This is a genomic window from Paenibacillus sp. FSL H7-0323 (genome assembly GCF_038002725.1).
Lineage (GTDB): Bacteria > Bacillota > Bacilli > Paenibacillales > Paenibacillaceae > Paenibacillus_AQ > Paenibacillus_AQ odorifer.
Genome location: NZ_JBBODB010000001.1, coordinates 1,246,509 through 1,262,064, shown reverse-complemented (window position 1 = coordinate 1,262,064; position 15,556 = coordinate 1,246,509). Strand labels below are relative to the sequence as shown.

9 protein-coding genes and 1 pseudogene are annotated in these 15,556 nt (G+C 42.6%); 5 read left to right on the top strand and 5 right to left on the bottom strand.

Annotated elements, in window-relative coordinates; genetic code table 11:
• Positions 1-32: 32 nt before the first annotated feature.
• The 4 genes and pseudogenes from MHH89_RS05980 to MHH89_RS05965 form a co-directional block, all read right to left on the bottom strand.
• Positions 33-872 (bottom strand): carbohydrate ABC transporter permease, encoded by an 840-nt coding sequence (locus MHH89_RS05980; protein ID WP_076125690.1) that lies wholly within the window; start codon positions 870-872, stop codon positions 33-35.
• Positions 872-1,771: a carbohydrate ABC transporter permease gene (locus MHH89_RS05975; protein ID WP_038570951.1), complete on the bottom strand. Its 900-nt coding sequence runs from the start codon at positions 1,769-1,771 to the stop codon at positions 872-874. The genes MHH89_RS05980 and MHH89_RS05975 overlap by 1 nt, the downstream gene beginning before the upstream one ends.
• A 57-nt stretch (positions 1,772-1,828) precedes the next feature.
• Positions 1,829-3,184, bottom strand: coding sequence for an ABC transporter substrate-binding protein (locus MHH89_RS05970; protein WP_076278447.1), 1,356 nt, complete (start codon positions 3,182-3,184; stop codon positions 1,829-1,831).
• A gap of 670 nt (positions 3,185-3,854) precedes the next feature.
• Positions 3,855-4,022, bottom strand: a pseudogene (locus tag MHH89_RS05965) (formylglycine-generating enzyme family protein); the annotation flags it as partial.
• Positions 4,023-4,213: 191 nt separating this feature from the next.
• On the opposite strand from MHH89_RS05965, the gene MHH89_RS05960 reads away from it, so the two are divergent.
• Both MHH89_RS05960 and shc read left to right on the top strand, forming a co-directional pair.
• Positions 4,214-4,660, top strand: a complete 447-nt coding sequence (locus MHH89_RS05960) for an OsmC family protein (protein ID WP_076125698.1) — start codon at positions 4,214-4,216, stop codon at positions 4,658-4,660.
• A 135-nt stretch (positions 4,661-4,795) separates the two neighbouring features.
• Positions 4,796-6,688 (top strand): squalene--hopene cyclase, encoded by a 1,893-nt coding sequence (gene shc / locus MHH89_RS05955; protein WP_341086570.1) that lies wholly within the window; start codon positions 4,796-4,798, stop codon positions 6,686-6,688.
• A 1,186-nt stretch (positions 6,689-7,874) separates the two neighbouring features.
• On the opposite strand, the gene spoVB is transcribed toward shc, so the two are convergent.
• Positions 7,875-9,431, bottom strand: a complete 1,557-nt coding sequence (spoVB, locus tag MHH89_RS05950; protein ID WP_341086568.1) for a stage V sporulation protein B — start codon at positions 9,429-9,431, stop codon at positions 7,875-7,877.
• A gap of 470 nt (positions 9,432-9,901) precedes the next feature.
• On the opposite strand from spoVB, the gene MHH89_RS05945 reads away from it, so the two are divergent.
• The 3 genes from MHH89_RS05945 (at position 9,902) to MHH89_RS05935 (ending at position 15,537) form a co-directional block, all read left to right on the top strand.
• Positions 9,902-13,381 carry a sugar-binding domain-containing protein gene (locus MHH89_RS05945; RefSeq protein ID WP_341086566.1) on the top strand — a complete coding sequence of 1,160 codons (3,480 nt, stop codon included), beginning with the start codon at positions 9,902-9,904 and terminating at the stop codon, positions 13,379-13,381.
• A gap of 493 nt (positions 13,382-13,874) precedes the next feature.
• Complete coding sequence (locus MHH89_RS05940; RefSeq protein WP_076309399.1) at positions 13,875-14,561, top strand: response regulator transcription factor; 687 nt, start codon at positions 13,875-13,877, stop codon at positions 14,559-14,561.
• Positions 14,548-15,537 (top strand): sensor histidine kinase, encoded by a 990-nt coding sequence (locus MHH89_RS05935; protein ID WP_076309398.1) that lies wholly within the window; start codon positions 14,548-14,550, stop codon positions 15,535-15,537. Before MHH89_RS05940 ends, MHH89_RS05935 begins: the two co-directional genes overlap by 14 nt.
• Positions 15,538-15,556 lie beyond the last annotated feature (19 nt).

The window sequence follows — 15,556 nt, the reverse complement described above, 5'->3', positions numbered from 1 at the left end:
AGCATTTTTCGAAAGATTCTTATCCCATTGCTTTAACCCTTAACTGCCCCGGCAATAATGCTTTTTTGGACTTGATTACTTAGGAACAAGTAGATAATGATCATGGGTAGTGTAGCCACAACCATTCCTGCGAACATAGGTCCAAATTCTGTGGCATAGGCACTTTTAAACGAATTGATGGCGACGGTAATTGTTGCTAAGTCAGGATCATTAATGAATGTATTGGCAAACATCAGTTCGTTCCAAGCGGATAAAAAAGTAAAGATGGAAGTGGTTACGATAGCCGGCTTTACAAGCGGAAGCATAATACGGAAAAAAACCTGATAAATATTGCAGCCGTCTACAACGCTGGCTTCTTCCAACTCCCCTGGCAGCGCTCTAAAGAAACCAATCATGATAAAGATTGTAGTAGGAAGTGCACTAACGGTATAAGGAATGATTAAGGCCCAAGGCGTATTCAGCAAGCTTGTCATTTTTAACATCTGAAAGACAGGTAGCAGCGTAGCATGAACGGGGATCATCAATCCCAGCATGAAGAAAGTAAGCACCACATTATTAAGCTTCCACTTCATTCTTGCGACAGCAAAAGAAACCATTGCCGATAACAGAGCAGAAATAATGACAGTTACCGTTGTATACATAAGGCTGTTCAAAAAGTTACGTGCGATATTCGCCTTAAAAAGTGCGTAGTCGTAGTTCGCCCACCGCCACTCATTAGGCAAGCCCATCACATTTGAGCCTGTAATTTCTATGTTTGTTTTAAAGGAGGAAAATACAAGCCACACGAGCGGATACAGTTGAATAACTGCGAAGATTAGAAATGCAATCTGCAAAACAACCTTTGGCCAGCGGCGGTTATGTGTTGTTGTCATTAGCTCTCCTCCTTATCATCGTAGGTTCTGATCAGTTTTTGTAGAACTAAGTAGAAAAAGAGACATTCCACAACCATAAACACGGCCATCGCGCTGCCGTACCCATACATATTGCGATTAAAAATCGACGAATACATCAATGTACTTGGAACACTAGTTTCCGGTGTTGGGTAGCCATTGGTCATAATGAAGACTAAATCGAAAAACTTCAATGATCCCAAAACAGCAAATATGACACATACCTTCAGGATCGGTGAAATAAGTGGAATAGTGATAGAGAAGGCGGTTCTTATACTTGATGCTCCGTCAATTTTTGCAGCTTCGTACAAATCTTCAGGAATCCCTTTGATGGCAGCGTACATTAGAAGCATATGGTAGCCGATATATTGCCAAACGATTGGAATCATAACACTTATTAGTGCAGTTCCGCTTTCCGTTAACCAATCATGTGTCCAGGAGGACAAGCCTAGTTGATTGAGTATCGTATTCAGCAAGCCATATTCAGGCTGATAGATTTTCAGAAACATAACCCCGATGACAGAGGAGGATACCAAGACTGGAATGAAATACAAAGTACGATACAGCTTTTCACCCCACACCCCTCTGGCAAGAACCAGAGCGAGCACCAGAGCTATCGGAAGTTGCATGAAAACAGAAAGAACTGCCAGATACAACGTATTAAGTATCGAATGATTAAAATCCATGCCGTACGTATCTGTAAAAAATAAATCCTTATAAGAAGCTAAACCAATAAATTTAGCCGGTTGTATCCCATCCCAGTCCAGCAGACTGTAATACATAGACTGAAGGATCGGGAAAAAACCAACAAGAATGTATAAAATCAAAGCAGGAACAACAAATACGGCGATAGCCTTTTTGTTTCCGAATACTTGATGCATGCTTCACTCCACCTTAAATCGATCAGGCGGCGAACAATTCTCGCCGCCTGACGCAGATTATTGTCCTTGATTGACCTTGCTCTGTAGTTCTTTCGTGTAGTCTTCAGGTGTTGTTTTTCCGGCGACGAATTTCATCAGCGAACCAAACATAGATTCAGTGTCATTACCATTCAGCATTTGATCCCACCAGTAGGAGAAACCAGTTGCTGAAGAGGACAATTCACCAATTTGCAGAGCCAGTGGATTCATTTGAGAAGTGTCACCTACATCAACTTTCCATGCTGAGGAGCCTGAACCAGCCAGAAATACTTCTTTAGACATGGTCTCAATAAAGAACTTGTATACTTCCCATATTCTTTCCTTGTTTTTCAGATCGGCATTGAGCACGAATGTTTCACCCGAACCTCCGAACCACTCGTCAGCATTTCCTTTCCCCCCTGGAATGGTTGGAAATTTAATCGGTACCACTTTACCTTTGACCAGAGAGTTATCATCTTCAATCTGTCCGTTGACCCAAGCGCCCATGAACATCATAGCTGCTTTGCCTGATAGGAACATATTTGTCGCGTCATCATAAGAAGTTCCAACAAAATGTTTTCCGAAGGAGTCCGCATCAATCAATTGTTTGTATTTCGCAGCAGCTTCTGTGAATTCAGCTGTGTCGAATGATCCTGTTTTCGTTAAAGCGGCATTTACAGCATCCACGCCTGCCATCCGGATGGCTAGAATCGCGTTCCATTGCATTGCTGGCCATCTGTCTTTAGCCCCAAGTGCAATCGGCTGAATGCCTTTTGCTTTTAGTGCTTCAATCGCAGCAACAAGCTCATCCCATGTTTCCGGAATTTTCGCTCCTGCTTGCTCAAATAGTTCTTTATTGACGTACATTTGAGCAGTAGCTATATTGATCGGCAGACCGTAAAGCTTGCTGTCGAAGATGAAATTGTCTGTCGTACCTGGTACAATTTGGTCCAGCGTTCCATCTTTTGCGAGATCATCAATGGACAAAATCCGGTTCCCCGCTATAAATGGCTCAGAGAATCCGCCACCCCAGGTGTAAAAAATGTCGGGCAGCTCATTGGCGGCTGAAGCCGCTTTCACTTTTGTTTTATAAGACTCGCCCCCAACACCCACATGCTCGATTTCAACATTAGGAAATTTAGCCTGGGTTGCTTCAAGTGCTTTATAAAAACCAACAAACCCGCCGTCTTTAGAATTTGGATCCGCGAATTGGGACCACATAGTAATCTTGAGCTTCTCTTCCGCCGCAGGGGTTTTTCCCGTTTTGCCTGCGTTTGCATTAGCCTCAGAATTCACGTTATTCCCGTTGTTCCCACCACAAGCAGTGATAAGTATGGACATAGCCATCAACACTGTTAGAGTTAGGCTAATCCTTTTTTTGTTGACTTTTTTCATTCTTTTTCGCCCCCCATTTTTATATTGCTTACAGGACTAATTATATAAATCAATTTATCGAGTGAACATGAAAGCGTTTTACTTAATGATGTATTCTCTTTACATTAGACATTTTTCTTTATTAGCTACACATAAAGAAGACCTCTGATTTCTTCAGAAGTCTTTTTTTCATTCATATCAAAACTTAGGGAATGAACACCTCTATATAGCTGAGTGGCTTAGGTTCTATCTTCTCTCTTCTCTATTATCAGAAGTTATCTCATGAATCTGAAACATATGTATGAACTCATCGATGATCGCTTCCGTAGCTTTTAGTTCACCACTAATGACTTATTTTGCCGATTCAATCTCTGACTCGTTTAGCTGCTGCTGCAACGCCGAACGATTAATCATTAGCTTGTCCAAAAATGCGATAGCCCTAGCACGACGAAAGGTCTGAGCGCTTTTGTGAGGATGCTCCGAACCCTACTTGACTCCATTTATATTCATTTCTTCATGCTCTCCGTATTCTCGATGCTCGTTATAACCGTGCTTATCTATGTGCCCTTCGCGCATAATTATTCCCTCCTCTAATTCCACTTACAAAACCATAGCCCATTAATAAGACCGGGTAAGATGGAAGCCGTCTGACTCCTTATCCAAGTAATGTGTATACCATCTTCACCTTTATATTCACAAACGGCTTTAGATCTCCCTGAGATGAGTTATTAATTATAGCATTGGATAGATCCATAGTTACAGGATAGGGTGCAAGAAGAAACGGTTTGAATTGTGCTTTCCAACTACGCTTTATCCGATCGTCTCTTAATTCTATTTCTCCCCCTGGAATTGCAACCATAGGATAGTCCAAATAGCCCTCAATTTCGGTCGACACTCTAGCTGCCTCCTAACTATAATTTTAATCATGTATTGACGGGTATACAGAATAGAACTATAATCTATACAATTCCTAGAAACATACTATGAATTACAAAAAAATAAGAAACATTAAATCATCCTTAGTTTGTCCACAAGAAGGAGTGTAAACACATGCCAAATGTTCAAACTTTCAAAGCAACTGCTCATTTGCAAGACGGCGTAAAGGTCGTTACTAATGCAAGACAATTCGAGCTGGTCATCGATGAACCGACAAGTCTAGGGGGCACGGATACAGGAATGAATCCTGTTGAAGCTTTGCTCGCTTCTTTGGGTGCCTGCCAATCCATTGTAGCTCGGGTCTACGCCTCTAAATTTGAGGTGGAGCTTGAAGATTTCAGAGTAGATGTGGAAGGTGACTTGGATCTCGACGGATTCTTCAACCGCTCTGAAGTACGTCCTGGCTATTCCGATATTCGGTATACATTCTACATAAAGACTCCATCCCCTGCTGAGAAGGTCGAACAGTTCGTACAATTTCTGGAGAGCAAATGCCCTGTAGGTGACACCATTGCAGCTCCGGTTAATCTCAAGCTAAATCGTATTGTGATTGAAAATTAACCGTTTAATAATTCTAAGAGGGAATGTAAAAAGGGCTGCAAAGTTGCGTAAAAGCGACTAAGCAGCTCTTTTTCATGTCCTGTTCTCCGACTTCATATAATGTTAAAAATGATGCCCTTCGGAGGAACCCAAAACATGACGGATATACTAAGTAAAGTAGATGAAGAAATCGAACGTTTGTCAACGTTCTTGCTACAACAGCAGAAGGATGACGGCTCATGGCATTTTTGTTTTGAGAACGGGATTGTGATCGATGCTTATATGATCATTCTCTTTAGGGTGTTGAACCTACAGAATGAAACGCTCATTCGGCAGCTACATGATCGCATTCTTGATGCACAACAGCGAGAGGGTTGCTGGCAGTTATATAAGGACGAAGAAGCTGGGAACTTATCCACATCAGTCGAAGCTTATTATGCCCTGCTCTATTCTGGATACAGTAAGATAACAGACGAGCCAATACTTCGGGCTAAGCGTTATATACTGTCTAAAGGTGGTTTAGGCAAGGTCACAAGTATCTTAACTAGAGTCATTCTCGCCGCAACGGGTCAAAGCAAGTGGCCTTTAGCAATTTCTTCGATTCCACTGGAGGTGCTTTTGTTTCCGTCTTACTTCCCAATTAACTATTTCGAATTCTCTGGCTACTCTAGGGTACACCTCACTCCTATGCTCATTATGGCCGATCGGCGATTTTCGATCACTACAACCCATGCTCCTGATCTGTCAGATCTTATGGAGACACGATTGGATAGAGATGAATCGCCTACCCGTGGATATCAGGAGATGCAGGATGTTATTCAAATGGGTTTGAGCAGATTACTCGGGAGTCCACACTACATACATGAAGCTGCCAAAAACAAAGCGGAGCAATATATGCTCCAGCGAATCGAATCCGACGGTACCTTTTACAGCTATGCCAGCAGTACAATTCTTATGGTTTTTGCCCTGCTTGCTCTCGATTATGATCGGCAGCATCCGATAATTACACAGGCCATTCGAGGTCTCACCGCGCTGCAATGCCAATCAAATCATAATACTACAATTCAAAACTCTCCATCTACAATATGGGATACAGCGTTAATCTCCTATGCTTTACAAGAGGCACAAATTCCAGTTGATCACAAAGGAATAAAACACGCTGCTTCTTATCTTCTGGAAAAACAGCATCATAAAACTGCTGATTGGAGCATCCATAATCCGGATATAGTTCCCGGTGGATGGGGATTCTCTGAGTCTAATACAATCAATCCGGACGTAGATGATACAACGGCAGCCTTGCGAGCCATCCGAAGCTTATCAACCATTCACCCTTCATATCTGGAATCATGGAATCGCGGACTGAATTGGGTCCTATCGATGCAAAATAACGACGGCGGCTGGCCGGCATTCGAAAAAAACACCAATAAAGAAATGCTCACATGGCTCGCTATCGATGGTGCTAAATCTGCAGCCATTGATCCTTCGGAAGCAGATCTTACCGGACGAACTTTGGAGTTTCTCGGAAACTTCGCTGGTTTAAATACACAACACGAGTTCATTAAAAGGGGTACAAAATGGCTGATTCAACATCAGGAGAAGGATGGTTCGTGGTACGGAAGATGGGGTGTTTGTTATATTTATGGCACTTGGGCATCATTAACAGGCCTGCAGGCTGTTGGGCTCCCTATAAATCATGATACATTGCAAAAAGGAGTGAAGTGGCTTCTAAGCATTCAGAACTCGGACGGCGGTTGGGGGGAGTCTTGTCACAGCGACCGGCTACTACAATATGTTCCTTTAGGAGAAAGCACACCTTCACAAACCGCCTGGGCACTCGATGCGATTATCGCCGTTCAGCCAGAGCCAACAGCTGCGGTGGAAAAAGGAATTCAAAGACTAATCACGTCTATTCATGAAGAGGATTGGAAAACTTCTTATCCCACTGGCGCTGGTCTCCCCGGTAATTTTTATTCCAATTATCATAGTTATCAGTATATCTGGCCACTACTCACACTGACTCATTACAGAAAAAAATACGGTCAAGGATAATACTCGGTAATACTCTGTAATACTCTGTAATACTCAGTAATACTCGGTAATACTCAGTAATACTCGGTAATAACTAGCGTTGTCCTGCTCCACTTTTTAACTGTCTCGTAAAAGCTTGAATCGCGCCCTATGCCGTCCTTTTTGACAAACTCTCCTTATCAGTTCTTACTTAATAGTCTACATCTCCATTATATCAGCTCTCCTACCCTCTACAATAACTTGCTCCAATACGTATTCATCTGTTCAAACTATACTACATGTTTTCTTTCCATAAAGACCGTCTGCTTTTTCTATAAGTTAAAAACACCAGAGCAGCGACCATCCGTTATTGAAGAATCATTGCTCTGGTGTTATGAACCGGGGGTTGAATGCTTTTGTCCGTTGTACCTACCTCTAAATCACCCAGTCTTGATCAAGTTTAGAGCTTTTCGGACTCAGAAGACGCTATTTGCTTGTTTTTAGGATTTTTAGTTAGGTTACGGACTCCAGTGCAACTATTCCTCAAAAAGAGAGCCATTTTTGGTTTTTTTCATGGTAATAACTGCGATGGGGTCCGATAAAATTCCAAATGTAAGCTAAATCTGCTCTTAAGCTCAGCTGTGTCCGATAGCAAATACGTGTGCGCAAAATGTTACCTAATCAATCCAATTTGCTATTAGAAGCAGCCCTATAGAAATCACTTAGATTACTTATGAGATAGACTCCATTTTTGCATGGAGTCAATTGAGCGTAGTTCACACATAGTCAATCAGGCGCAATCTCCGATAATCAAGGATCGCTGCCTGATATTTTGGATCACTGGCGGTTTGCCTGAGCAAATTATGACTGTAACTTCTGATATCCCCACTCCGTATATTTGTAGCGCAAGATTTTAACGCAATCTAATGAGATAACTGTATTTTATACACTTAATCCATATTGCTAGGGAATAACTCCGACTTTAACTGCATTCTATACAATTAAAATCAAGAGAAATCACCTAATAGGCTTAAACTCGTGAGAATAGATGTAAGAAATACAGCTATTTTCAATGTGTAACTGTTTTGAACGATTATAGCTGCACAAAATACAGTTAAACATCTCGCTGCTCCCCATCCATTACCTTCATCCGCCCCCATACGGGTACACAGAGGGTTGCATCATTACTCAATTTACTTTTTGAAGCATGCTACCGAAATATCTCCTTTCAAGAAACAGGTGTAATCGTTGGTGGTTTCGGTGCCCTTTCCCACGCATGGGTTACCTGCAATGTTGCTGCATAGGTGATTAACGAAACAAGCAACGCTCCGAACAGTTGAATAATCTGCCCCAGGTCCAATCGCTCCAGAATTCCGTGAGCCGCCAACCCGCTAAGCGCCATGACAATTCCTCCTGCTCCCACCTTGAATACAATACGAAAGTCAAAATAAAATCCGATCGTTCCTGCCACAGATAAAAAATTCAACAGTGTCAGCAGCAAGAGCCCCAGTCCGAATCCCATGGCCACCCCTTCGATTCCAATATTAGAACCTAGAACAAAGATCGCAATCACTTCAAAAATATTCGTAAGAATATGATTCCACATAACGGTTGATGCTTTCCCCAAACCAAGCAAAATTGCTTGCAGTGGCGCTCCGAAATAATAAAGAAAAAATAAGGGTGCAATTAACTTTAACAGCTCGCCCGCTTCTGGCGAATGATAGATCATGGTTGTTAAGGGTACAGCCCATAAGTACAGGATGATTGTACATGGGAAACCTACTATAAGCGCGGATCGCATAGCCATATCCATCCGACTATGCATAAGCTTGCTATTGTTGCTCACACTTGCTTCGCTGATCGCCGGAATTAATGCAGTCGACAACGATTGTGTGAAGAAGCTGGGGAGAAACAACATGGGAAGAGCATAACCCGCCAGAAGTCCGAATTGCTTGGTCGCCATCTCAACACCCACACCAAACAGTACTAGACTTTTCGTAATCAGCAGTGGTAGAAAGGCATGATAGAGAGAATGAATAAAACCGCTGCCTGTCATCGGTAAGCCGATGCGCAGCAAATCTCTCAACGTACTGTCTCCTTTAATTGAAATTCTTGACGTAGGTGGTGGAGAGGTTTTGATCTTACCTCGATTTGCCCATTTGAAAACAGCGAATAAATAGAGCAAACCAAAACCTTCCCCAACAACGGAGGCAGCCATTGCACCAGCAGCCGCATAGGCAATACCGTAGGGCAACAAAACGTTGACCACACCGATAATGACAATGATTTGCGCCAGATTCTCAATAATATCGGAAAAGGCAAGTGGGTTCATGTTCTGTTTTCCACGAAAATAACCTTTCAGTACAGCAGACATCGCAATAATTGGAATGATCGGCGTAATAGCAACCATAGCATAATACGCCCGCTGATCGGCCAAAAAAATCGATGCGATCCATTTGGAGCCAAATAGAGCCACTAAAGTTAATATAATACTCAACGTACCCGTAATGCTTAAGGATACTGTGAGAATCCGCTTTACTCGCGCTTCATCCTGCTTAACCTCAGCTTCCGATACAAGCTTTGAAATCGCAACAGGAAGCCCCAGCTCTGTTAGCGTAATAAATAAGGGAAGCAGTGGATGAGCAATCATAAGCAGCCCTACTCCCTCTGCTCCCAAAAAACGTGCCAGCAAGACTCCGTTCAAAAAACCAAGCCCTTTTGTGAAAAATGACGACACGGTTAATATGAACGTGCCACGAATAAAACTTTGTTTACGCATCCCCATTTATACGCATCTCCACCTATGGTTTGTCCTGTCCTTCTTTCTAACTTATTCGAACAAACGCAAGTACATGCAGACAAGTATTTGTAAAGTATTTAATCAGCAATAAGCCCGACACATCTAAGCCGGTATACCAGGCATTTTCCTCACTTTCATTAGCTTCTGTAGCAATAACATCTTTCATAGACCAGAGATACTTCTCTGTATTGTTCATTAGTACTGTTTTTGTATAAATTTCATCCTCCGCAATAAAAGATATATTAAGAAATAAATAGATAATTTACCAATGGCATGTTATCATTTTGAATGCGATTTCAATAGCGTTGTTATAACAGTTTTTTTACTCTTCTTCGTGAATGTCTTTTTGCAAAATCTTTGATATGATAAAAAAGAATACAAAAGGCTTTACGGAAATCATTCACATCGTTAATAACCACTTCTAAATTTTCCAAAGATAAAGGAGAACTTCATTCATGAGTCAGAAAACAAGATTAAATAATGACTGGTTATTCAGCAAACAGCCGCTTAAGTCCACTTTAGAATCGGTGATAGCAGCTGATTCGGAGTGGATGGACGTAACCTTACCCCATGACTGGCTAATTTTTGATACACATAATCTATATGAAAGCGGAGAAGGCTGGTACCGTAAAAGCATAATTATAGATGAGAAAGTGCCAAATAGTCTTGTCTCGCTTCGTTTTGAAGGCGTATACATGGACTCCACTCTCTATGTGAACGGCCATATCGCAGGCGTCTGGAAAAATGGATACTCGACGTTTGAAATAGATATCACGCCATACATTATTGAAGGTATCAACGAAATCTATGTTCAAGTGGTTCATGAGTCTCCTAATTCACGCTGGTATTCCGGTGCGGGCATCTATCGCAGTGTATGGCTGAAGACGTATCCAGGGACACATATTGTGCCTGATGGTATTTATATCTCTACTCACAAAAAAGAGGATTCCTGGAATGTTGAGGTAGATACCGAAGTCTTGTGCAATGATCTATTGCAAAGCGCAAAGCACTACATAATTCGTCACAGTATACTGGACGCTTCAGGTATCTGTATCTCTCATGCAGAAAATGAAAGTCCAGTACAAGTCGGGTCTGCTGTATCCAGCTCTGCCCTCTTATCCGTCAACAATCCAATGCTCTGGGATATTAACCAGCCTTACTGCTATTCCCTAAAAACTGAACTGCTGGAGAATGATCAGGTAATAGAAGAAGAAATCCAAACCTTCGGATTCCGAACGATGGAGTTTGACAGCCAACAAGGTTTCTTTTTGAATGGCCGAAAGGTGAAGATTCATGGCGTATGCCAACATCATGATTTGGGATGTTTGGGGGCTGCGGTGAATAAGGCAGCTCTAAAAAGACAGATTATCCTCCTGCAGGAGATGGGCGTAAACGCTATTCGTACGGCCCACAATATGCCAGCCGTTGAACTGATGGAACTAGCGGATGAGATGGGCGTGCTCATAGTTTCCGAAGCATTCGATATGTGGGAACGCAGTAAAACTCCTTTTGACTACGCCAGATTTTATCCGGATTGGTGGAAACAAGATATTGCCAGCTGGGTACGCCGGGATAGAAATCGCCCCTCCATGCTCATGTGGAGTATCGGAAATGAAATATACGACACCCATGCCGATGAACGCGGCCAAGAGTTAACCATAGAATTACGTGATCTGGTGCAGGTTCATGACCCTAAAGGAAATGCAGTGGTTACTATCGGTTCCAACTATATGCCATGGGAGAATGCACAGAAATGCGCAGATCTAGTGAAGTTCGCAGGGTATAACTATGCCGAAAAATACTATGACCAGCATCATGAGGAACATCCCGACTGGATTATTTATGGTAGTGAAACTTCGTCTACTGTACAGAGCAGAGGCATCTACCACTTCCCTTATGCTCAGTCTGTATTGTCTGACGATGATGAACAATGCTCAGCCTTAGGGAACAGTTCTACTAGCTGGGGTGCCAAAAACACAGAAGCTTGCATCATCGCAGATCGTGATGCGACCTACTCACCTGGACAATTTATTTGGACTGGATTTGACTATATTGGGGAGCCGACTCCGTACTTCACTAAAAACTCGTATTTCGGTCAACTGGATACCGCAGGATTCAAAAAGGATTCCTATTATATTTATCAAGCAGAATGGACGGATTACAAGGTCGCCCCGATGATTCATATTTTTCCGTACTGGGATTTCTCTGAAGGGCAGCTTATTGATGTGCGAGTATGCTCCAACGCACCACAAATCGAATTGTTCTTTAATGATCAATCCATGGGCACGGTTAACATTGACCATAAACATGGTAAAAAGCTGCTTGGGGAATGGCAGCTCCCCTATAGCAAAGGTACTCTCCGAGCAGTCGCTTATGATGAACACGGAGTACAGATCGCTGATGATACGGTAACTTCTTTCGGAGATTCGGCCACTGTGGTCATGAATCCTGATAAAACTCAGATGACTGCTGACGGATCGGACTTGGTATTTGTGGAGATCTCGACCCTCGATCAAGAAGGACGTCCCGTGGAGAACGCCAATAATCGTATTCAAATCTCTGTAGAAGGACCGGGGCGTCTTGTTGGTTTGGATAATGGTGACAGCACTGACTACGATTCATATAAAGGAACAAGTCGCCGGATGTTCAGCGGCAAATTGCTTGCGGTCATTGCCTCTTCATTGGAGTCAGGTACAATCGTTGTACGTGCATCTTCCCATGGCTTACAGTCTGCTGAGCTTACACTGACTTCGGAAGCACGAGAGCTAGATCATTCTAAGGACGAAGAGCTTGTACTTTATCAACACTCATCACAATCACTATCGGATGTGAGGGAGTTATCCCAAAACTATTTATCAGATGAAATTCCCGTTCGCAAGCTGGAAATCATATGCCCGCAAGGAAATCAACTAACGAAGGACACCCGTTCACTTCCGGTTCGTGTGCAAATTCATCCAGAGAACGCAACCTATCAGGAAATTGAATGGCGAGTTACGAATGCTGCCGGTATTGACGCTAATATAGCCGTTCTTGAGGCAAATGGGCATGAAGCAGTAATTTCGGCTTTGGGAGACGGAGACGTCTATGTACGGTGTGCAACGAAAAACGGTGCAGATCAAGTGCGCCTGTATTCGCTTATGGAATTCCATATTCGAGATATGGGAGCTGCCTTTTTGAATCCTTATGAGTTTGTTTCCGCTGGTTATCATAGCAATACGAGCCGGAACTTAACAAATGGGAATGAACGCGGAGTGGCTACTGCAAGAGAAGGAGAAAGCTGGATCTGTTTTGACAACATCGATTTCGGTGATTATGGAGCTACTGAACTTACCCTTCCTATCTTCGCGCTAGATAACGATAAATATACGATTGATATATGGAAAGGTACACCGGATGCTCCAAACGCAGCTCTGCTGACACAGGTAACCTATCAAAAACCATCCATATGGAATGTATATCAAGAGGAGACCTACCCATTACATGAGCGAATAAAAGGTGTCACCACCCTTTGTTTTGTTCTTCATAAAAAGATTCATCTCAAGGGCTTTCAGTTTAACAAGCCTTTAAAAGCGTACGAACAACTTAACGTTCTAGAATACAATCAGATTTATGGGGATTCCTTTACTCTGGCAGATGGACAAATCAAAAATATTGGTAACAACGTCTCTCTCATCTTTAAAGATATGGACTTCGGTCATACTGGAAGCACTAAACTAACCTTATGCGGGCATTCGCCTATCGATAAAAATACTCTGCATATTCTATTTAGCGGACCAGAGGGTGAAAAGAGACAGCTTGTGGAGTTTACACAGTCAAGTGATTATTGCGAAAGAGAATTTGTATTGGAGCGCATAACCGGTCCGCAAACCGTCACCTTTATATTTCTACCGGGGAGCCAGTTTGATTTTAAGTGGTTCCAGTTCCAAGCAGAGTAAGGTATTTTCAACTTTAAACTAGATGGATAGCTTTATTACAGAACAAATCCCCTGCGCATTTGTCACGGTTCAATAAGGATGTTTTCGGCTTTTGAGATTTGCCGTAGGATTATCAAGTCCTACGGCTTTTTTCTTGTTTTAAACCTTTTATCAGACATTGCTTTTGAAATTCATCCTTAATTTGCAGACTCTTTTCTTTCGAGAGATTTCTTCCTGTTACATTTAGCTTCATACTATTTAACCCTATTACATTTTAGCGTTCATATTTCTGCCTTTAATATAAGTTTACACACCCTTTATTTTTTGTTTATACCTCGGACTGTATGTTTCTGTCAAAAGAAATATAATAGATCTAAGGAGGTGTTATGCATAGATTATATAACGACAAAGGAATCAGCGAAAAAATGGGAAATACTTGCCTTGTTCCAATTGACGCTAAAAACCCGGCTAACGGACGATATAGTTGCAGTAAAGTAAAGGACGGTGCAAATAAATGAACCAGATATTTTTGGTTGAGGACGATAAGACAATCGCTAAAAACCTTGTGCTTCTGCTCCGCTCAGAGGGATTTACAGTCTCTCATGTCCCTACGCGGAGTGAAGCCCTTACCGCGCTTGCCGGAAATAAATTTGACTTGGCGTTGATTGATATTTCTTTGCCTGATGGAAATGGCTTTGCGGTTTGCACGGAAATCAAAAAAACGCAAGATATTCCCATAATCTTTCTGACGGCTTCTGGCGATGAGTCAAGTGTTGTTACCGGGCTGAACATGGGCGCGGAAGACTATATCACTAAGCCTTTTCGTCCGCGTGAATTGATTGCACGAATTGGAGCCGCCTTGCGAAAAAGTGGGCGTTCCATATCTGATTTTAAAATTCACGGGCTTCATGTCGATATGGCAAGTGGCATTGTGGAGAAAAACGGTAGCGAAGTCTTTCTTTCAGCATTAGAATACCGTTTGTTGCTGATGTTTATTAGCAATTCGAAAAGTATTATCACGAGAGGCAGGCTGCTTGACGAATTGTGGGACGCTGCAGGCGAGTTTGTCAATGACAATACACTGACCGTGTACATCAAACGTTTGCGGGAGAAGATAGAGAACGATCCAGCAAGTCCGCAAATTATTCTGACTGTTCGTGGGACGGGATATAGATTGGGGAACGAGTATGCTTCGGAATAGAGAGTTTCGACATTTTGTCATTTTGTTCTCCTTAATTGCCACCTCCGCTGTGACGCTGGGATTTGCAATCAATATGGCGGCGGGAATCCTTACCACTACCTCTACCGCCGCTTTTTGCATAGCGTTTTTCGTGTTTACCAAAGCCCGATACATAAGCATTGCACGGATTTCACATCAAATCGACCTTGTGCTTCATAATGCTGACCTTCTGTACATTGAAGAGTCGGACGAGGGCGAGCTTTCTATTCTGCACAGCGAGATAACAAAAATGCTACTGCGCATTCGGGAGCAAAACGATGCGCTGAAAAAAGAAAAAGAACATCTTGCCGATTCGCTGGCCGACATAGCCCACCAACTCCGAACCCCACTCACATCAGCCAACCTCATTCTGTCTTTGTTAGAGAATAGCCCTAATGAAAACGAACGGAAAGCATTTATACGAGAAACAGAAGAATTGCTTGTGCGGATGGATTGGCTGATTACTTCTCTACTAAAATTATCTCGCTTGGACGCGGGCATTGTGGTATTCCAAAACGAGCAGATAGATGTAGATAGCTTGATACGCTCCGCCCTTCGCCCGTTCCTAATCCCAATAGAACTGCGCTATATTGATTTGCAAATAGACGTGCCGAAAGTAGTACTTATTCAAGGCGATCCAGGTTGGATTTCGCAAGCAATTCAAAACATCCTCAAAAATTGTATAGAAAGTGCAGGCGAGCACGGGAGGATTGAGATTGATTGTACGGATAACCGGTTATTTACCGAGATTGCCATCCACGACAGCGGTGCGGGTTTTCAGAAAGAAGATTTGCACTGCTTGTTTGACAGGTTTTATCGCGGGAAAAACCCAAACGCTACAGGATACGGGATTGGATTGGCTCTCTGCAAGATGATTATAACGCGGCAAGGAGGAACGATTACCGCAAAAAACCACCCGCAAGGCGGCGCAATCTTTACCATTCGTTTCTCAAAGTGACAGATCTCTCACCTGAAAG

Bases quoted from the DNA above. Each gene is read 5' to 3' on its own strand.
- MHH89_RS05980 (WP_076125690.1), bottom strand. From the start codon at position 872: ATGACAACAACACATAACCGCCGCTGGCCAAAGGTTGTTTTGCAGATT.
- MHH89_RS05975 (WP_038570951.1), bottom strand. From the start codon at position 1,771: ATGCATCAAGTATTCGGAAACAAAAAGGCTATCGCCGTATTTGTTGTT.
- shc (WP_341086570.1), top strand. From the start codon at position 4,796: ATGACGGATATACTAAGTAAAGTAGATGAAGAAATCGAACGTTTGTCA.
- spoVB (WP_341086568.1), bottom strand. From the start codon at position 9,431: ATGGGGATGCGTAAACAAAGTTTTATTCGTGGCACGTTCATATTAACC.
- MHH89_RS05940 (WP_076309399.1), top strand. From the start codon at position 13,875: ATGAACCAGATATTTTTGGTTGAGGACGATAAGACAATCGCTAAAAAC.
- MHH89_RS05945 (WP_341086566.1), top strand. From the start codon at position 9,902: ATGAGTCAGAAAACAAGATTAAATAATGACTGGTTATTCAGCAAACAG.
- MHH89_RS05970 (WP_076278447.1), bottom strand. From the start codon at position 3,184: ATGAAAAAAGTCAACAAAAAAAGGATTAGCCTAACTCTAACAGTGTTG.
- MHH89_RS05935 (WP_076309398.1), top strand. From the start codon at position 14,548: ATGCTTCGGAATAGAGAGTTTCGACATTTTGTCATTTTGTTCTCCTTA.
- MHH89_RS05960 (WP_076125698.1), top strand. From the start codon at position 4,214: ATGCCAAATGTTCAAACTTTCAAAGCAACTGCTCATTTGCAAGACGGC.